Below are 16,608 nucleotides of genomic sequence, written 5' to 3'. Positions count from 1 at the left end.
CGCCGCGTCCCATCCCCATTCACGTAGGAGACTTCCATGGCTGCTGCGCCGCAGCAAAGCCCCCGTCCGGTCACGCCTCGGCTGCCGACGGGCCGGACCCTCGACCAGGAGCTGTGCGGGCTCGTACTCGACACCGCACCCCGTCTGTTCGCCGTCGTCCAGATTTGGGGCGAGGGCCTGCCGGACGTCGACGGGTGGGTCGCGGCCTGGGGGGTCGCCGACCACAGCGGGCGAGCGCACGTGGTCAGCATCGACGGGCAGGCGCGAATGACCCTCACGTCTCCCGATCGGGCCTTGCGCCATTTCGCCGGGCGACCGGGGATCACCGCGCGGCTGGTCTGGCTCGCACAGCCAAGTGCAGCAGCAGTGGATCGGGCCGAAGCCGCCTGATCTTTTGGCTTGCTGACGCGAGCGGGCCGTGACGGACGCGGCGGGCTCGCGTCTCGGAGCATCCCAACCGGGTTGGCCCGCACTGGTCACGCACCGAATGTCGCAAACGTCTCACATTGCGTCAAGTGCCGTGGTACGTTCCGTAATCCAACCGAAAATAGGCGACCCCGGCGGTGCTACCAACACCCCGGGGCCCGGCAACAGGAGTCCAACCTCCCGATGCGTATCCATCGTAGCGCCCACGTGCGCAACTTCACCGTGCTACCCAACGCCGTTCTCCAGTACCGGCGGTTGAGCTACACCGCCCGGGGCCTCCTCGCGGACCTCCTCTCCCGCCCCGACGGCTGGCGCGAGGACGGACGGCACATGGCCGACAGCAGCCCCCAGGGCCGAGGCGCGATCCGCAAGGCGTTGAAGGAGCTGACCGAGGCCGGGTACTACCGGGTCGAGACGATCCGCTTGCCCGACGGCACGATCATCACCGAGAACCACGTCTACGACACCCCGCAGCTCGCGCGACCGGGTACCACCCGTCCGGCGCCCGGCGAAGCGGCAACCGGTCGTGCTGGCGGCCCTGTTGTAAAGAACCGGCAGCAAGAACCACCCTCCCTCCCCACGAGTCCGCCCGACGAAAGCGACCAGGCAGAACGGGAGGTGTCACCCGAGATCCGCGAGGCGGTGGCCACTCTGTTCCGGGTGATCCAACCCGAGCCGCGCCTGCGTCTGGGCGAGACCGAAGCTCAGGAGCTGGCACCCCTGGTCGTGCAGTGGCTGGCGCGCGGCAGCACCCCAGCCGACCTGGCCCAAGCCCTGCTGCCGGGCCTGCCCATCCCGATGCACTCGGCGGCGGCAGTGCTCCGCTACCGCCTGGAGCACAAGATGCCTCCCTCCCAGCCGCAGGAACAGCCCCCGGAAGCCCGCTACTCCGAGTGCGCCATGTGTCACGACCCGGTGTCCCGGCCGGGCATCTGCCGTACCTGCGCAGGCCTCGGGAAGCGAACTGCGGCAGTTGGCGGCGGCGCTTCCGTGACAGCCCGAGGTGCCGCACGCGCTCGCGCCGCCCTGCTGGCGGCGCGAGCGACCCTCGCCCCCAGAGTGGCACTTGCCCCCTGAGGCGCGGATACACCACTGCCGCGCAAACCTCTCGGTTTGCGCGGCAGTGGGTTGACGAAGACCGACGCCCGTCAGACGTGGAGGCCGAGGGCGCGGAGCTGCTCGCGACCGTCGTCGGTGATCTTGTCCGCGCCTCACGGCGGCATCCAGACCCAGTTGATCCGCCCGGATGCCCGGCCGCCCCGGACTCACCGCCTACAGCACCGCCAAGGCCGGACTCCTCGGCCTCACCAGGTCACTGGCCAGGGAACTTGGACCGGCCGGAATCTACGTGAACACTGTCGCACCCTGGGCCATCCAGGTCGAGGCGGAGAACGACCTGCCCGCTCGCCACCAAGCCCGACCCGAGGACCAGATCCGTCGCCAGCGCGTCCTTCATCACCGGCCAGTCATTGCACGTCGACGGCGGCTGGCTCCTCCACTGACCCGCCCCACACCACCGAGACCATCGAGACAGGAAGAGATCACCATGCAACACCGCGTCCGCGCCGTCCTCCGCACCCCGAACGACACCATGCTGCTGATCAAGCGCATCCGCCCAGGCATCGACCCGTACTGGGTGATCGTCGGCGGCAAGATCGAGCCGACCGACGCCAACCCCGAGGATGCCCTCCGCCGCGAGGTCCGCGAGGAGATCGCGGGCGAGGCCGAGATCGTCAGCCTCCTCCACACCATCGAGACCGACGACGAGCGCCAGGACTTCTATCTCGCCACCATCGAGAAGTGGAGCTTCGAGGACCGCACCGGCCCCGAGTTCAACCAGGAAGGCCGAGGCGAGTACCTCCTCGAAGAAATCCCCCTGACCGCCGACGCCCTCGACGCGGTCAACCTCCTGCCCCAGGATTTCGCGACCGTCCTGCGCGAGGCCGTCGAACGCGGAGAACTCCTCGCTGCCCGTTGACCGTATGGGTGCGGCTCCGCCAAGAAACGACAGCGCTTGATTTGATCAAGACCGCTGCGGCAAAAGGACCTTGATGCGGCGGGTGACGTGGTACGTTCCGTGGTCCAACCGAAAATAGACGACCCCGGCGGTGCTACCAACACCCCCGGGTCCGGCAACAGGAGTCCTGATATGTAGGGCGCTTTGTCAAGTGGTGCATGGTTGGTCGCACTCTCGGACAGCGCCGCGTGCCGCCCGGCCGGGCGGCACGCGGCCAGGCCCGGGGCGGGCACCCGCCGGCAGGCGGGTGGGGGGTGGACGGTGGGGAACGGCGGTGGACTTACCCAACACACCAGGTGACGCGCGGGTGTTCACCCGGCGGCGGGCGAAGCGGGGCCAGGCAGGAAACGCCGCTGCCGCGCAAACCCATGGGTTTGCGCGGCAGCGGGTTGACGATCGGCGAAGACCTCAGACGTTGAAGCCCAGCGCCCGCAACTGCTCGCGGCCGTCGTCGGTGATCTTGTCGGGGCCCCACGGCGGCATCCAGACCCAGTTGATGCGCAGGTCCTGCACCAGGCCGTCGGTGGCGGTCTTGGCCTGGTCCTCGATGACGTCGGTCAGCGGGCAGGCCGCCGAGGTGAGCGTCATGTCGATGGTGGCCACATCGGACTCGTCGATGTGGATGCCGTAGATCAGGCCCAGGTTGACGACGTCGATGCCCAGTTCGGGGTCGACGACGTCCATCAGGGCCTCGGTCAGGTCCTCGACGGAGACGGTGCCGGCGGTGGTGCCGACGATGAGGCCGGTCGGCTGCTCCTCCGCAGCGGAGGGGGTTTCGTCAGTCATGGTCATTCCTCCTCTGCAGGATCAGTCGTTCACGACGGGGTGCTGGGCGAGCGCCTGGGCGGTCGCGTCCTTCCAGGCCATCCAGCTGAGCAGGGCGCACTTGACCCGGGCCGGGTACTTGGAGACGCCGGCGAACGCGACCGCGTCCTCCAGCACCTCCTCGTCGCCCTCGCCCTGGCCCTTGCTCTGCATCAGCTCCAGGAAGGCCTCCTGGACGGCCTGGGCCTCGCCGACGGTCTTGCCGACCACCAGGTCGTTGAGCACCGAGGCGCTGGCCTGGCTGATCGAACAGCCCTGGGACTCGTACGAGACGTCGGTGACCGTCGCGCCGTCGAGCTTCACCCGCAGGGTGATCTCGTCGCCGCACGTCGGGTTGACGTGGTGCACCTCGGCGTCGCCGTCCCGCAGCCCCTTGCCGTGCGGGTTGCGGTAGTGGTCCAGGATGATGTCCTGGTACATCGAGTCGAGCTTCATGGTCGTCCTGCCCTGTCCCGTCAGCCGAAGAAGTTCCGGACGTGGTGCAGGCCGTCGATCAGCGCGTCGACCTCGCCCGGCGTCGAGTACAGGTAGAAAGACGCCCGCGTGGTCGCCGGAATTCCGTACCGGAGGCAGACCGGCCGCGCGCAGTGGTGTCCGACGCGCACGGCGATGCCCTGCTCGTCCAGCACCTGACCCACGTCGTGCGGGTGGATGTCGCCGAGGGTGAAGGAGATCGCCGCACCGCGGTCCACGGCCGTGCGCGGGCCGATGATCCGCAGGTCCGGGACCTCCAGCAGCCGCTCGACGGCGTACTCGGTGATCGCGTGCTCGTGCGCCGCGATCTTCTCCATGCCGACGCCCTGCAGGTAGTCGATGGCCGCGCCGAGCCCGACCGCCTGGGCGATCGGCGGGGTGCCGGCCTCGAACTTGTGCGGTGCCGGGGCGTAGGTGGACGAGCCCATGGTGACGGTCTCGATCATCTCGCCGCCGCCGAGGAACGGCGGGAGGTCCTCCAGCAGCTCCTGGCGGCCCCAGAGCACGCCGATGCCGGTCGGGGCCAGCATCTTGTGGCCGGTGAAGGCGACGAAGTCGGCCTCCAGCGCCTGCACGTCCAGCACCATGTGCGGGGCGGCCTGCGAGGCGTCGATGACGACCAGCGCGCCGACCGACTGGGCCTTGCGGACGATCGTCTCGACCGGGTTCACCGTGCCGAGCAGGTTGGAGACCAGGGTGAAGGAGACCACCTTGGTCTTCTCGGTGATCAGCTCGTCGATGTTCGACAGGTCCAGCCGACCCTCGTCGCTCAGCCCGAACCACTTGAGCTTCGCACCGCTGCGCTGCGACAGCAGCTGCCACGGGACGATGTTGGAGTGGTGTTCCATCTCCGTGATGACGATCTCGGAGTCGGCGTCCACCCGGTACGGCTCATCCGCCCAGGCCAGCATGTTGGCCACGAGGTTGAGCGACTCGGAGGCGTTCTTGGTGAAGATCACCTCGTTGCGGCTCGGCGCGTTGACGAAGGCCGCGACCTTGTCCCGGGCGCCCTCGTACAGCGCGGTGGCCTCCTCGGCGAGCACGTGCACGCCGCGGTGGACGTTGGCGTTGTGCCGCTCGTAGTAGGCGGTCAGCGCCTCCAGCACCTGGCGCGGCTTCTGCGAGGTCGCCGCGTTGTCCAGGTAGACCAGGGGCTTGTCGTCGTGCAGCAGCCGCTGCAGGACCGGGAAGTCCTTGCGGATCGCGTCGGTGTCGAGCAGTCCCGTAAACGTATGGGTCACTCGGAAGCGCCCCCCTTCACGTACGCCTCGTAGCCCTCGTTCTCCAGCTTGTCGGCCAGCTCGGCACCGCCGGACTCGACGATGCGGCCGCCCGCGAAGACGTGGACGTAGTCGGGCTTGATGTACCGCAGGATGCGGGTGTAGTGGGTCACCAGCAGGGTGCCGACCTCGCCGGTCGAGCGGACCCGGTTGATGCCCTCGGAGACGATCCGCAGCGCGTCGACGTCCAGGCCGGAGTCGGTCTCGTCGAGGATCGCGATCTTCGGCTTGAGCAGCTCGAGCTGGAGGATCTCGTGGCGCTTCTTCTCGCCGCCGGAGAAGCCCTCGTTGACGTTGCGCTCGGCGAAGGCCGGGTCCATCTGGAGGGCGGCCATCGCCTCCTTGACCTCCTTCACCCACAGCCGCAGCTTCGGGGCCTCGCCGCGGACGGCGGTGGCGGCGGTGCGCAGGAAGTTGCTGACCGAGACGCCCGGGACCTCGACCGGGTACTGCATGGCCAGGAAGACACCGGCCTTGGCGCGCTCGTCGACGGACATCTCCAGGACGTCCTCGCCGTCCAGCAGCACCGAGCCGCCGGTGACGGTGTACTTGGGGTGGCCGGCCAGCGAGTAGGCCAGGGTGGACTTGCCGGAGCCGTTGGGACCCATGATGGCGTGGGTCTCGCCCTGCTTCACGGTCAGGTCGACGCCCTTCAGGATCTCGCGCGGGCCGTTCTCGGCCTCGACGGAGACGTGCAGGTCGCGGATTTCAAGGGTTGCCATGTGTACTCAGGACTCCTGGTTGACGGAGACGAGCACATCGTCCCCTTCGATCTTTACGGGGTAGACAGCGACCGGCTTGGTGGCGGGCAGGCCCGAGGGCTTGCCGGTGCGCAGGTCGAAGCTGGAGCCGTGCAGCCAGCACTCGATCATGCAGTCCTCGACCTCGCCCTCCGAGAGCGAGACGTTCGCGTGCGAGCAGATGTCGTTGATCGCGAACACCCCCTCGTCGGTGCGGACGACGGAGACCGGCACGCCGTTGAGGTCCACGCGCCTGGGCACGTCTTCCTGGAGGTCGCTCAGCGCGCAGGCACGGAGGAAGGTCATCGTGTTCAGACCGCCGCTTCCAGCTCGGCGTCGATCTTCTCCATGAGCTGCTCCTGGACCTCGGGCACGCCGATCTGCTGGAGCAGCTCGGCGAAGAAGCCGCGCACCACCAGGCGGCGGGCCTCGTCGGCCGGGATGCCGCGGGCCTGCAGGTAGAACAGCTGCTCGTCGTCGAAGCGGCCGGTCGCCGAGGCGTGGCCGGCGCCGACGATCTCGCCGGTCTCGATCTCCAGGTTCGGGATCGAGTCGACCCGGGCGCCGTCGGTGAGCACCAGGTTCCGGTTGAGCTCGTAGGTGTCGGTGCCGAGTGCGGCGGCGCGGATCAGCACGTCGCCGACCCAGACCGCGTGCGCGTCCTGGCCCTGCAGCGCGCCCTTGTACGCCACGTTCGACCGGCAGTGCGGCGTGTCGTGGTCGATCACCAGGCGGTGCTCCAGGTGCTGGCCGGCGTCGGCGAAGTAGAGGCCGAACAGCTCGGCCTCGCCGCCGGGGCCCGCGTAGTTGACCCGCGGGTGCAGGCGGACCAGGTCGCCGCCGAAGGTCACGACCACGGACTTGTACGTGGCGTCCCGGCCGACCAGCGCGTTGTGCTGGGCGACGTGGACGGCGTCGCGCTCCCAGTCCTGGACGGAGACGAAGGTGAGCTTGGCACCGTCGCCGACCAGCAGCTCGACGTTGGCGGCCCGGGTGCCGGTGCCCGTGTGGTTGAGCACCACGACGGCCTCGGCGAACGGCTTGACGTCGATCACCACGTGGGCGAAGCGGACGCCGCCCTCGCCGCGCACGTCGATCCTGACCGGCTCGGTCAGCACCGCGTCCTTGGGGACGGTGACCACCAGGGCCTGCTCGAAGGCGCTGAACGCCTGCGCGGCCACCCGGTCCACCGGCGTGCCGGCCTTGCCCAGGCGGGCGTCGTCGCGGCCGACGGTCTCGGCGGTGACGCCGTCCGGCAGCGTGAACTCGACCTTGTCCTCGCCCCGCTCGGCGGCGGCGGCGGTCCCGTCGTGCAGCCCGCCGAGGCGGTGCAGCGGGGTGAACCGCCAGTCCTCCTCGCGGCCGTGCGGCACCGGGAAGTCGTTCACGTCGAAGGACGGCTTGACCGCGACGCGCGCGTCGATGGGCTGCTGGACCGTGGCGCGGCCGGTGCCGGGGCCGGCGAGCTGCGCGCCCGCGCCGGCGGTGCCGACCTCGATCGAACCGGCGGTGGTCGAGCCGGTGGTGTTCTGAACGTCAGCCATGGCTGTCGTGTAGCTCTCTTCCTCGAAAGTCGGTTGGGCGGTCGGTGGCCGGGGTCAGCCGACCGCGCCCTCCATCTGCAGCTCGATCAGCCGGTTGAGCTCCAGCGCGTACTCCATCGGCAGTTCGCGCGCGATCGGCTCGACGAAGCCGCGGACGATCATCGCCATGGCCTCGAACTCGGTCAGACCGCGGCTCATCAGGTAGAACAGCTGATCCTCGCTGACCTTGGAGACGGTCGCCTCGTGGCCCATGGACACGTCGTCCTCGCGGACGTCCACGTACGGGTAGGTGTCCGAGCGGGAGATCGTGTCGACCAGCAGCGCGTCGCACAGCACGTTCGACTTGGCGCCGTGCGAGCCCTCGCCGATCTCGATCAGACCGCGGTAGGAGGTCCGGCCGCCGCCGCGCGCCACCGACTTGGAGACGATGTTGGAGGAGGTGTTCGGCGCCATGTGCACCATCTTGGCGCCGGCGTCCTGGTGCTGGCCCTCGCCCGCGAAGGCGATCGACAGGGTCTCGCCCTTGGCGTGCTCGCCCATCAGGTAGACGGCCGGGTACTTCATGGTGACCTTGGAGCCGATGTTGCCGTCGACCCACTCCATGGTCGCGCCCTCGTACGCCACGGCGCGCTTGGTGACCAGGTTGTAGACGTTGTTCGACCAGTTCTGGATGGTCGTGTAGCGGCAGCGGCCGCCCTTCTTGACGATGATCTCCACGACCGCGGAGTGCAGCGAGTCGGAGGAGTAGATCGGCGCGGTGCAGCCCTCGACGTAGTGGACGTAGGCGTCCTCGTCGACGATGATCAGCGTCCGCTCGAACTGGCCCATGTTCTCGGTGTTGATCCGGAAGTAGGCCTGCAGCGGGATGTCGACGTGCACGCCCTTCGGCACGTAGATGAACGAGCCGCCGGACCACACCGCGGTGTTCAGCGCGGCGAACTTGTTGTCACCGGCCGGGATGACGGTGCCGAAGTACTCCTTGAACAGCTCCGGGTGCTCGCGCAGCGCGGTGTCGGTGTCCAGGAAGATGACGCCCTGCTCCTCCAGGTCCTCACGGATCTGGTGGTAGACGACCTCGGACTCGTACTGGGCGGCGACACCGGCGACCAGGCGCTGCTTCTCCGCCTCCGGGATGCCCAGCTTGTCGTAGGTGGCCTTGATGTCCGCCGGCAGGTCCTCCCAGGACTCGGCCTGCTTCTCGGTGGAGCGGACGAAGTACTTGATGTTGTCGAAGTCGATGCCGGTCAGGTCGGAGCCCCAGGTCGGCATGGGCTTCTTGCCGAACAGCTTCAGGCCCTTGAGACGCAGGTTGAGCATCCACTCGGACTCGCTCTTCTTCGCGGAGATGTCGCGCACGACCTCCTCGCTGAGCCCGCGCTTGGCCGTGGCGCCGGCGGCGTCCGGGTCGGCCCAGCCGTACTCGTAGTTGCCCAGGCCTTCGAGCTCGGGGTGCGAAACGGTGTCAGTCATGCGAGCTTCCTAACGCGCGGACGCAGAATCTTCGGTGGACGTACCGGCAGTCGGCGCTGCATCGGAGTCGCGGCCCGCGGAACCACGGGCGGACGACGATGCGGCACCGGGTGCCGGCACATAGGTGGTGCAGACCCCGTCGCCGTGGGCGATGGTGGCCAGCCGTTGCACATGGGTGCCCAGGAGCTGGGAGAAGACCTCGGTCTCCGCCTCGCAGAGCTGGGGGAACTGCTCGGCGATGTGCGCGACCGGGCAGTGGTGCTGGCAGAGCTGGGCGCCCGCCGGGGCCTTGGCCGCGGCCGACGGGACACGCCGCACCGTGGCAGCGTACCCGTCCACGCTGAGCGCCTGGGCGAGTGCCTCGGTGCGATCCTCCACCCCAGCCTCGCGCAGCGCCTCCCGGTACTTCTCGCCCTGCTTGCCGAAACGGGCCCGGGCGAAGGCGGCGACCGCCTCCTCGCCCGCCTTGCCGCCGCCCACCGCGTCCGAGATCCAGCGCAGCGCGTCGGCGGCGAGCTGGTCGTACGCCTGGTAGAAGGCGTCCCGGCCGCCGTCGGTGAGGGCGAAGACCTTGGCCGGACGGCCCCGGCCGCGGCTGCCGTAGACCCGCTGTTCGCGGGACTCGACCAAGCCGGCGGCGGCCAGGCCGTCGAGGTGGCGGCGGACGGCGGCGGAGGTGAGGCCGAGCCGGTTCGCCAGGTCGGCGGCGGAGGAGGGGCCGTGGTCCAGGATCGAGCGGGCGACCCGGTCCCGGGTGGCACGGTGGCCGTCCAGCAGTACCTCGGCCGCCGTCACGGGCACGTCGCAGTGGGAGGCCGACTCGGCCTCCTGCTGCTGGGCGTGCTCGCGCATGTTTTTCACAACACCAGTGTTGCGTAATTACTTCCGTTGGGACAACCCGTGATCCAGGCCTCACCGGTGTCATCGATCACGCAGGTAAGCCTTACCTGACCTGGGGAAACGATCACCGAGGCGCCGTCCGCTCGAAACGTGAGGCCCTCTTACACTCGCCGGTATGCACTCCGAACCCGCGGTCCAGGTCGCCGGGCTGGTCAAGCGCTACGGCGACAAGCAGGCCGTGGACGGTCTCGACCTCACCATCGCGACCGGCGCGATCACCGCCGTCCTCGGCCCCAACGGCGCCGGCAAGACCACCACCATCGAGACCTGCGAGGGCTACCGCCGCCCCGACGCCGGCACCGTCCGCGTCCTCGGCCTCGACCCGGTCACCCAGAGCGCCGCCCTGCGCCCCCGGATCGGCGTCATGCTGCAGTCCGGCGGCGTGTACGCGGGCGCCCGCGCCGTCGAGATGCTGCGGCACACCGCCAAGCTGCACGCCCACCCGCTGGACGTGGACGCCCTGGTCGAGCGCCTCGGCCTCGGCTCCTGCGGCCGCACCACCTACCGGCGGCTGTCCGGCGGCCAGCAGCAGCGGCTCGCCCTGGCCATGGCCGTGGTCGGCCGCCCCGAGCTGGTCTTCCTGGACGAGCCCACCGCCGGCCTCGACCCGCAGGCCCGCCGCGCCACCTGGGAGCTGGTCCGCGACCTGCGCCGGGACGGCGTCACCGTGGTCGTCACCACCCACCACATGGACGAGGCCGAGCAGCTCGCCGACCGCGTCGCCATCGTGGACCGCGGCAAGGTGATCGCCGACGGCACCACTGAGGAGCTGTGCCGCGGCGGCGCCGAGAACGCCCTGCGCTTCGACGCCCCGCCCGGGCTCGACCTCGGCCCGCTGCTCAAGGAGCTGCCCGAGGGCGCTACCGCCGTCGAGACCGTCCCCGGCAGCTACCGCGTCGAGGCGCCGGTGGACCCGCAGCTGCCGGCCACCGTCACCGGCTGGTGCGCGGCCGTCGGCGTCCTGCCCGAACGGCTGTCCGTGCAGCGCCGCAGCCTCGAAGACGTCTTCCTCGACCTGACCGGACGGGAGCTCCGCGCATGAGTGAGCGAAGCGAGCGGGACTACTCGCCCGAGCCCGGTGCCGCCCCCGTCGGCCGGATGCTGCTCGCCCAGACCGCCTTCGAGACCCGGATGCTGCTGCGCAACGGTGAGCAGCTGCTGCTCACCGTCGTCATCCCGACCGTGCTGCTGGTGCTGTTCTCCGCCGTCGACATCGTCACGGTCGAGGGCCCCGGCAAGCGGGTCGACTTCCTCGCCCCCGGCCTGCTCGCGCTGGCCGTGATGTCCACCGCCTTCACCGGGCAGGCCATCGCCACGGGCTTCGAGCGCCGCTACGGCGTGCTGAAGCGGCTCGGCGCCAGCCCGCTGCCGCGCTGGACGCTGCTGACGGCCAAGACCGGCTGCGTCCTGGTGACGGAGACGCTGCAGGTCGCGCTGCTGTCGGTGATCGCGCTGGCCCTCGGCTGGTCGCCGCACGGCAACCCGCTGGCCGTCGTCGCGCTGCTGGTCCTCGGCACCGCCGCCTTCTCCGGGCTCGGCCTGCTGATGGCCGGCACGCTGAAGGCCGAGGCCACGCTGGCCGCCGCCAACCTGGTGTTCATCCTGCTGCTGCTCGCGGGCGGGGTGATCGTGCCGCTGAGCAAGTTCCCCGACGCGGTGCGGTCGGTGCTGGAACTGCTGCCGATCTCGGCGCTCTCGGACGGCCTGCGGTCGGTGCTGCAGACCGGCGCCGGGGTGCCCTGGGCTGACCTCGGGATCCTGGCCGGCTGGGCCGTGCTCGGCCTGGCCGCGGCCGCCCGCTTCTTCCGCTGGGAGTAGCCGCCGAGGTGGCCGCACCTGCGAGCAGCCACCCCCGTACGAACGTCGAACGCCCCCCGGCCTCAACCGGCCGGGGGGCGTTCGGCGTTCGTACCGCCCTGCGTCAGCTCTCGCTGCCGCCACGGCGCTTGCGGGCGAGCAGGACGAGCGCGCCACCGACCAGCAGCACGCCGCCGCCGACCGCCGCGATCATCGGGGTGGCGTCGTTGCTACCGGTCTGGGCGAGCGCCGGCGCGCTGGTGGCGGGCGCCGGGGCGGGCGGGCTGACCGGGGCCGGCGTGGTCGGCGGGGGCGTGGTCGGCGCAACGGTGGGCGTCGTCGGCACGGGGGTCGGGGTCTTCGTCGGCGTCGGGATGGGCGTCGGCGTCGAGGTGGGGGTGGGCGTGGGGGTCTTGGTGGGAGTCGGGGTCGGGGTCGGAGTCGGCGTGTGGCACGGCTCGATGGTCTTGGTCTCGTTGATGTTCCAGCCCTTGTCGTTCGGGTTCTCCGTGGTGGTGACCACCAGGTTCGCCTTGATCGGGGCCGTGTGGTCCTTCACCGGGAAGGTGCCGTGGAACTCGGCGGGAAAGGCCTTGGCATCCAGGACCTTGTCGCCGTCGATGGTGAGGCTGACGGTGTTCTTCACGTCGGCCTTGGGGCTGTAGTTGATCAGGTCGATCACGACCTTGTCGCAGGTCACCGACCAACTCGGCACGTGCGCCGAGGCGTTGGTGGCCAGCGCCAAGGGCAGTAGAAAACCGGCCGCTGCCGTGCCTGCCAGTGCCGCCGCGCCGATCCCGATGTGCCGCTGCTGTCGCGCCATTACGCTGTTCCCCTCCGAACGGTCTTGTGCAGCAGGCGTGTTGAGTGGTTCGCGGTGGCCCGCTACGACTGTCCGGGGGACTCTACCGGCACTCCCGCATCCCGCCACACCCCGCCGTACGACCGGATTTCGTCTGTGCGTCCGTTCTCTGATGTGCATGACCAGCCCATCACAGCTGCCACCTCGCAGAACGCGGATTCGGCAAACTTGAATGAACTTCGTCACCTTCAAGACAGAACGGCGCCCCCGGCGATCGGGTTCAATCGCCGGGGGCGCCGCTTCCATCACCTGACGAGCACGTCGCTTCACCGCGTGACGTCAGGCCTTCCCGGCCGCCTTGCGCCGGGCGGCCACCACGATCGCACCAGGCGCGGCGAGCCAGCCCCGCCCCAAGATCGCCCGTAAAGCCACCTACCATGGACGTCGTGCTGAAGACCACCCCTTTCTCCCTGCTCGCCGAGCGCTGGCAGCCCTCCGCCGTCATGGTCCGGCGCGCCGCGTTCGCCGCGCTGGTGATGAGCGTGGTGATCGTCGTCACCGGCGGCGCCGTCCGGCTCACCGCCTCCGGCCTCGGCTGTACGACCTGGCCCCGCTGCACCGACGAGAGTCTGACGCCCACCGCCGAGATGGGCTTCCACGGCGTCATCGAGTTCACCAACCGGATGCTCACCTACGTGCTCAGCGCCGCAGTGGGCTGGGCGATCCTGGCCGCCCGCTGCCACCGGCCCTGGCGGCGCGGCCTGACCAAGCTCGGCTGGGCGCAGTTCTGGCTGGTGATGAGCAACGCCGTACTCGGCGGCATCACCGTACTGACCGGCCTCAACCCGTACACGGTGGCGCTGCACATGATCGCCGCGATGGCCCTGGTCTGGGTCGCCCTGCTGATGTGGGAGCGCAGCAAGGAGGGCGACGGCCCGGCGAAGCTGTTCGTGGCCCGCCCGATCCACCAGCTCTCGTACGTCCTCGTCGCCGTGATCGGGCTGCTCGTCGCAGCCGGCACCCTGGTGACCGGCGCCGGCCATCACCCGGGCACGCCCAAGGACAACAAGATCGTCCCGCGCATCCCGATCGACTACGACAGGTTGGCCCAGTTCCACGCCGACTTCGCCTTCATCTCCGTCGGCCTCACCATCGCCCTGATCTTCGTCTTCACTGCGATCAAGGCCCCGCAGGCAGCCAAGTCCCGCACCAAGGAACTCCTCGCAGTCCTGTTGCTCCAGGGCGTCCTCGGCTTCATCCAGTACTTCACCGACGCCCCCGAGCTGATGGTCGGCCTCCACATGCTCGGCGCCTCGCTGACCTGGATCGCCGCCCTGCGCATCCCCCTCGCCCTCCGTACCCGCGAGGACGCACAGGCCTCCGAGCACCTGCCCGCGCAGACCCCGCAGACCGCCACCGTCTGAGCGCAAGCCCAACGTACGGCGAAGGCCCCCATCCCGCGATGGGGGCCTTCGTCATGCGGTCACAGCAGTTGTCGGCCGTCGTGGGTCCGGATGCTCGGTACCGTTTCGTCCTGAAGCGCGTCCAGGACACGTACGGCATAGACCTCAGCCATGCGGTCGGAGACCCCGGCCGGCGTGAGCCAGTCGACTTCGACCGACTCGTCAGAGAGCCGGCCGGTCCCGCCCTCAGGTCGACAGCGGAAAACAAGAGCGACAACCCCTCGGCTCATGTTCTTGTAGACGCCGGTCAGCCGCTCCACGCCGACCACGATCCCGGTCTCCTCGTAGACCTCCCGGCGCACGCCGGCCTCGACACCCTCGCCCAGCTCCAGCACGCCCCCCGGAGGCTCCCAAGCCCCGCTGTCAGCCCGCCGAATCGTCAGCACCCGCCCGTCCTCCCGCACCACCACCCCCGCGACGGACACGGAGTGGAGTGGCAGCAGCGTTGCCTCCTGCGGCGTACCACCTCTCACGCTGCCGGCTCCGAACGGTTAGTGCGGGCAGGCCGAAGCAGGTCGAGGACATGGGTCCAGCTGTACTTGTCGCGCCCTCCGCCGGACTTGGGCTTGTGGGGCACGTAGTCGCCGATCAGAACGCCCATCGAGCGCAGTCGGGCCAAGCTGTCCGAATAGGCCGGGTGGGAAGCCTGGGCTGAGTTGACATAGGGCTGGACCGCAACGGGGATGCCGAGCCCGTAGGCCTCGCAGAGGATGCCGAGCGCCAGCGTGTCGGAGATGCCGGCGGCCCACTTGTTGATGGTGTTGAACGTCGCGGGAGCGACCGCAATGGCGTCTGCCGGAGGCAGCGGTTGCGGGATGCTCGGCGTGCGCCACGCGGAGCGGAGCGGATAGCCGGTCTGGGCTTCGATGGCTTCCTGGTCTATGAAGCCGAGAGCGCTGGGAGTAGCAATCACACCGACCTTCCAGCCCTCGGCACGGGCTGCGGCGATCAGCTCACCCACGCCGTCAGCGATTCCCGAAGCGCAGACGATGACGTGAAGGAACGGCTCGTGGTTCTCAGTCAAATCCGAACTCCCAACTCATGGCAGAAACGGCGGAGTTCCGGGACACTGCCACGTCGGTCCCGCGCGGCCATGTCACCGACCAGTTCCAGCACGCTGGGGCGGCGTCGAATGTCCTCAGAAGCACAGCTCTCCGCGATCCTGAGTGCTTTGTACCCCTCAGCCAGTCTGCCTTGTTGGCTGTAGGCCCGTGCAGCATCCACCCACAGTGCGGCCCGCCGCTCCGGAACGGGGATGCGCCGCCGCATCAGGGGTTGAGCAGCTTCCAAGGCCGCGCCGGCGTCACCGAGAACCGCCGGGTAGCCGACGAAGGACACCTACCGCAATGACGACCCCTACAACCGCAGCACACATCCTCCGTCACGCTCTGGCACAGGCGGCGGTCACCGGCGCCGATACGATCACGAACGACGCACGACTGCAGCACGATCTCGGGATCGACAGCCTCGCCCTCCACGAGCTCGTCGTCACCCTGGAGACGCGCCTGAACATGGTCATCCCGGACGAGGAGGTCGGCCGCCTGCACACCGTCGGCGACCTCAGCGACCTGCTCGCCCGGCACGGCCACCCCACCGGAGAGGGCACCACCGCGTGAGCACGCAGCAGATCACCCCCAAGCAGCGGGGCTACCTGATCGTCAACTCCCACCCCAAGGGCAGCCAGGCCACCGTGCACCAGCTGTGGCAGTCCATCACCCCCGCCACCCCCACCGGGCGGGCCCCGGTCGCCCTGGTGCTGGGCTCCAGCGCGGGGTACGGTCTGGCGATCCTGCTGGCCGGGCTGCGCCGCCACGGCATCCGCGGCATCGGCGTCGCCTACGAGACACCGGCCGGCGAGCGGCGCACCGCCACCGCCGGCTGGTACCGAACCGCCGCGACCGCCGCCCTGCTCGAAGAGGCCGGAAGCGACTTCACCTTCGTCAACGCCGACGCCTACGCGGACGCCACCCGTGCCGAGGTGCTCAAACTCCTCGCCGACCGGTACGGCCCCGTCGACTACCTCGTCTACTCCCTCGCCTCGCCCAGGCGTACCGACCCGGCCACCGGCGAGGTCCACCACTCGGTGATCAAGCCGATCGGCCGCCCCTACACCTCACCGTCCCTCGTCTTCGAGGACGGCGTCCCGCAGATCGGCAGCGTCGACCTCACCCCGGCCGACGAGGCCGAGCGCGCCGCGACCGTCAAGGTCATGGGTGGTGAGGACTGGCGGCTGTGGGTGCAGTCCCTGGCCGACAGCAACCTCCTGGGCCCCGACTTCACGACTGCCGCGCTGTCCTATGTGGGCTCCGAGATCACCGCGCCGGTCTACCGGCAGGGCACCATCGGCGCCGCCAAGGAACACCTGGAGGCGACCGCCGGCCAGTTGCAGAGCGGGGTACTGGCCGGGCGGGGCCGGGCGTTCACCGTCGTCGCCGGCGCCGCCGTCACCCAGGCGTCCACCGCCATCCCGTCCATCGCCCTCTACACCTCGCTGCTGCGCAAAGCCCTCGGAGAGGACGGCTGGCGTACCACCGCCGACCAGGCCGTGGACCTGTGGGAGCAACTGAGCGGCGCGAAGTCGCTCGTGCTGGACGGGCAGGGTCGCATCCGTCTGGACGGCTGGGAACTCGACCCCGCCGTGCAGGACCTGGTGCGGGAGCTGTGGACGGACCCCGAGGCAGCGCTCGACGCCGACCCGGCCGCGTCGGCCTGGTTCTACGGCCAGTTCCGGCAGCTGTACGGCTGGGACGTCCCCGGCGTCGACTACACGATCGAGGCTGAGACGTCGATCCCCTGGCCCGCCCAACCGCGGTAGCAACGCTGGTGGCCGGTGAAAAGGCCCGGCTCCCCCGTACGAGGGGAGCCGGGCC

Annotated in this window: 19 protein-coding genes and 3 pseudogenes; 9 read left to right on the top strand and 13 right to left on the bottom strand. The window is 69.8% G+C overall.

Annotation, left to right across the window (positions count from 1 at the left end; genetic code table 11):
• The first annotated feature begins 36 nt into the window (after nucleotides 1-36).
• Together ACZ52R_RS11975 and ACZ52R_RS11970 are read left to right on the top strand one after the other, a co-directional pair.
• On the top strand, nucleotides 37-390 hold the full coding sequence (locus tag ACZ52R_RS11975; protein ID WP_465753404.1) for a hypothetical protein: 354 nt from the start codon (nucleotides 37-39) through the stop codon (nucleotides 388-390).
• A gap of 243 nt (nucleotides 391-633) precedes the next feature.
• The gene (locus tag ACZ52R_RS11970; RefSeq protein ID WP_465753403.1) at nucleotides 634-1,503 is read left to right on the top strand and encodes a hypothetical protein; all 870 of its coding nucleotides are present in this window, start codon (nucleotides 634-636) and stop codon (nucleotides 1,501-1,503) included.
• A 71-nt stretch (nucleotides 1,504-1,574) separates the two neighbouring features.
• Here ACZ52R_RS11970 and ACZ52R_RS11965 read toward each other — a convergent pair.
• Nucleotides 1,575-1,667: pseudogene (locus ACZ52R_RS11965) on the bottom strand (metal-sulfur cluster biosynthetic enzyme); the annotation flags it as partial.
• Nucleotides 1,668-1,672: 5 nt separating this feature from the next.
• On the opposite strand from ACZ52R_RS11965, the pseudogene ACZ52R_RS11960 reads away from it, so the two are divergent.
• Together ACZ52R_RS11960 and ACZ52R_RS11955 are read left to right on the top strand one after the other, a co-directional pair.
• Nucleotides 1,673-1,786 (top strand): annotated as a pseudogene (locus ACZ52R_RS11960) (SDR family oxidoreductase); the annotation flags it as partial.
• 186 nt (nucleotides 1,787-1,972) lie between these two features.
• Nucleotides 1,973-2,404, top strand: a complete 432-nt coding sequence (locus tag ACZ52R_RS11955) for an NUDIX hydrolase (RefSeq protein ID WP_465753444.1) — start codon at nucleotides 1,973-1,975, stop codon at nucleotides 2,402-2,404.
• 447 nt (nucleotides 2,405-2,851) lie between these two features.
• Here the strand turns inward: ACZ52R_RS11955 and ACZ52R_RS11950 are convergent, their stop codons facing one another.
• Genes ACZ52R_RS11950 through ACZ52R_RS11915 form a run of 8 tightly spaced genes read right to left on the bottom strand, consistent with a single transcriptional unit; the run spans nucleotide 2,852 to nucleotide 9,628 of the window.
• Nucleotides 2,852-3,229, bottom strand: coding sequence for a metal-sulfur cluster assembly factor (locus ACZ52R_RS11950; protein WP_360499451.1), 378 nt, complete (start codon nucleotides 3,227-3,229; stop codon nucleotides 2,852-2,854).
• Nucleotides 3,230-3,250: 21 nt separating this feature from the next.
• A complete protein-coding gene (gene sufU / locus ACZ52R_RS11945) occupies nucleotides 3,251-3,703 on the bottom strand; it encodes a Fe-S cluster assembly sulfur transfer protein SufU (protein WP_350511661.1) in 453 nt (150 codons plus the stop codon).
• Between the two features lie 20 nt (nucleotides 3,704-3,723).
• A complete protein-coding gene (locus tag ACZ52R_RS11940; RefSeq protein WP_360499449.1) occupies nucleotides 3,724-4,983 on the bottom strand; it encodes a cysteine desulfurase in 1,260 nt (419 codons plus the stop codon).
• Nucleotides 4,980-5,744, bottom strand: coding sequence for a Fe-S cluster assembly ATPase SufC (gene sufC / locus ACZ52R_RS11935; RefSeq protein WP_030290237.1), 765 nt, complete (start codon nucleotides 5,742-5,744; stop codon nucleotides 4,980-4,982). Before sufC ends, ACZ52R_RS11940 begins: the two co-directional genes overlap by 4 nt.
• Nucleotides 5,745-5,750: 6 nt before the next feature.
• Nucleotides 5,751-6,068 (bottom strand): bifunctional 3-phenylpropionate/cinnamic acid dioxygenase ferredoxin subunit, encoded by a 318-nt coding sequence (locus tag ACZ52R_RS11930; protein WP_465753402.1) that lies wholly within the window; start codon nucleotides 6,066-6,068, stop codon nucleotides 5,751-5,753.
• A 5-nt stretch (nucleotides 6,069-6,073) separates the two neighbouring features.
• On the bottom strand, nucleotides 6,074-7,306 hold the full coding sequence (sufD, locus tag ACZ52R_RS11925) for a Fe-S cluster assembly protein SufD (protein WP_465753401.1): 1,233 nt from the start codon (nucleotides 7,304-7,306) through the stop codon (nucleotides 6,074-6,076).
• A gap of 54 nt (nucleotides 7,307-7,360) precedes the next feature.
• A complete protein-coding gene (gene sufB, locus ACZ52R_RS11920) occupies nucleotides 7,361-8,776 on the bottom strand; it encodes a Fe-S cluster assembly protein SufB (protein ID WP_465620960.1) in 1,416 nt (471 codons plus the stop codon).
• A gap of 9 nt (nucleotides 8,777-8,785) precedes the next feature.
• The gene (locus ACZ52R_RS11915) at nucleotides 8,786-9,628 is read right to left on the bottom strand and encodes a helix-turn-helix transcriptional regulator (RefSeq protein WP_396288889.1); all 843 of its coding nucleotides are present in this window, start codon (nucleotides 9,626-9,628) and stop codon (nucleotides 8,786-8,788) included.
• Between the two features lie 163 nt (nucleotides 9,629-9,791).
• On the opposite strand from ACZ52R_RS11915, the gene ACZ52R_RS11910 reads away from it, so the two are divergent.
• A complete protein-coding gene (locus ACZ52R_RS11910) occupies nucleotides 9,792-10,718 on the top strand; it encodes an ABC transporter ATP-binding protein (RefSeq protein ID WP_465753400.1) in 927 nt (308 codons plus the stop codon).
• The gene (locus tag ACZ52R_RS11905; RefSeq protein ID WP_465753399.1) at nucleotides 10,715-11,494 is read left to right on the top strand and encodes an ABC transporter permease; all 780 of its coding nucleotides are present in this window, start codon (nucleotides 10,715-10,717) and stop codon (nucleotides 11,492-11,494) included. Before ACZ52R_RS11910 ends, ACZ52R_RS11905 begins: the two co-directional genes overlap by 4 nt.
• A gap of 103 nt (nucleotides 11,495-11,597) precedes the next feature.
• Here ACZ52R_RS11905 and ACZ52R_RS11900 read toward each other — a convergent pair whose 3' ends face one another.
• Complete coding sequence (locus tag ACZ52R_RS11900) at nucleotides 11,598-12,296, bottom strand: LAETG motif-containing sortase-dependent surface protein (protein ID WP_465753398.1); 699 nt, start codon at nucleotides 12,294-12,296, stop codon at nucleotides 11,598-11,600.
• Between the two features lie 416 nt (nucleotides 12,297-12,712).
• On the opposite strand from ACZ52R_RS11900, the gene ACZ52R_RS11895 reads away from it, so the two are divergent.
• Nucleotides 12,713-13,699: a COX15/CtaA family protein gene (locus ACZ52R_RS11895; protein ID WP_465753397.1), complete on the top strand. Its 987-nt coding sequence runs from the start codon at nucleotides 12,713-12,715 to the stop codon at nucleotides 13,697-13,699.
• Nucleotides 13,700-13,758: 59 nt separating this feature from the next.
• Here the strand turns inward: ACZ52R_RS11895 and ACZ52R_RS11890 are convergent, their stop codons facing one another.
• The 3 genes and pseudogenes from ACZ52R_RS11890 to ACZ52R_RS11880 form a co-directional block, all read right to left on the bottom strand.
• Nucleotides 13,759-14,163 (bottom strand): NUDIX hydrolase, encoded by a 405-nt coding sequence (locus ACZ52R_RS11890; protein WP_465662616.1) that lies wholly within the window; start codon nucleotides 14,161-14,163, stop codon nucleotides 13,759-13,761.
• A 44-nt stretch (nucleotides 14,164-14,207) separates the two neighbouring features.
• Nucleotides 14,208-14,762 (bottom strand): flavoprotein, encoded by a 555-nt coding sequence (locus ACZ52R_RS11885; protein ID WP_465753396.1) that lies wholly within the window; start codon nucleotides 14,760-14,762, stop codon nucleotides 14,208-14,210.
• Nucleotides 14,759-15,046, bottom strand: a pseudogene (locus ACZ52R_RS11880) (helix-turn-helix domain-containing protein); the annotation flags it as partial. The gene ACZ52R_RS11885 and the pseudogene ACZ52R_RS11880, both read right to left, overlap by 4 nt.
• Nucleotides 15,047-15,084: 38 nt before the next feature.
• Here ACZ52R_RS11880 and ACZ52R_RS11875 point away from each other — a divergent pair.
• A complete protein-coding gene (locus tag ACZ52R_RS11875; protein WP_465620950.1) occupies nucleotides 15,085-15,354 on the top strand; it encodes an acyl carrier protein in 270 nt (89 codons plus the stop codon).
• Entirely contained in the window at nucleotides 15,351-16,553 is a 1,203-nt protein-coding gene (locus tag ACZ52R_RS11870) for an enoyl-[acyl-carrier-protein] reductase FabV (protein WP_465620949.1), read from the top strand. Before ACZ52R_RS11875 ends, ACZ52R_RS11870 begins: the two co-directional genes overlap by 4 nt.
• The last annotated feature ends 55 nt before the right edge of the window (nucleotides 16,554-16,608 follow it).

It is taken from the genome of Kitasatospora sp. NPDC034023, from assembly GCF_055575795.1.
The sequence above is the reverse complement of the archived record's forward strand: the minus strand, read 5'-3'. Positions and strand labels throughout refer to the sequence as shown.

Bases quoted from the DNA above. Each gene is read 5' to 3' on its own strand.
- sufD (WP_465753401.1), bottom strand. From the start codon at position 7,306: ATGGCTGACGTTCAGAACACCACCGGCTCGACCACCGCCGGTTCGATC.
- ACZ52R_RS11900 (WP_465753398.1), bottom strand. From the start codon at position 12,296: ATGGCGCGACAGCAGCGGCACATCGGGATCGGCGCGGCGGCACTGGCA.
- ACZ52R_RS11895 (WP_465753397.1), top strand. From the start codon at position 12,713: ATGGACGTCGTGCTGAAGACCACCCCTTTCTCCCTGCTCGCCGAGCGC.
- sufB (WP_465620960.1), bottom strand. From the start codon at position 8,776: ATGACTGACACCGTTTCGCACCCCGAGCTCGAAGGCCTGGGCAACTAC.
- ACZ52R_RS11915 (WP_396288889.1), bottom strand. From the start codon at position 9,628: ATGCGCGAGCACGCCCAGCAGCAGGAGGCCGAGTCGGCCTCCCACTGC.
- ACZ52R_RS11875 (WP_465620950.1), top strand. From the start codon at position 15,085: ATGACGACCCCTACAACCGCAGCACACATCCTCCGTCACGCTCTGGCA.
- sufU (WP_350511661.1), bottom strand. From the start codon at position 3,703: ATGAAGCTCGACTCGATGTACCAGGACATCATCCTGGACCACTACCGC.
- ACZ52R_RS11930 (WP_465753402.1), bottom strand. From the start codon at position 6,068: ATGACCTTCCTCCGTGCCTGCGCGCTGAGCGACCTCCAGGAAGACGTG.
- ACZ52R_RS11905 (WP_465753399.1), top strand. From the start codon at position 10,715: ATGAGTGAGCGAAGCGAGCGGGACTACTCGCCCGAGCCCGGTGCCGCC.
- sufC (WP_030290237.1), bottom strand. From the start codon at position 5,744: ATGGCAACCCTTGAAATCCGCGACCTGCACGTCTCCGTCGAGGCCGAG.
- ACZ52R_RS11950 (WP_360499451.1), bottom strand. From the start codon at position 3,229: ATGACTGACGAAACCCCCTCCGCTGCGGAGGAGCAGCCGACCGGCCTC.
- ACZ52R_RS11955 (WP_465753444.1), top strand. From the start codon at position 1,973: ATGCAACACCGCGTCCGCGCCGTCCTCCGCACCCCGAACGACACCATG.
- ACZ52R_RS11975 (WP_465753404.1), top strand. From the start codon at position 37: ATGGCTGCTGCGCCGCAGCAAAGCCCCCGTCCGGTCACGCCTCGGCTG.
- ACZ52R_RS11910 (WP_465753400.1), top strand. From the start codon at position 9,792: ATGCACTCCGAACCCGCGGTCCAGGTCGCCGGGCTGGTCAAGCGCTAC.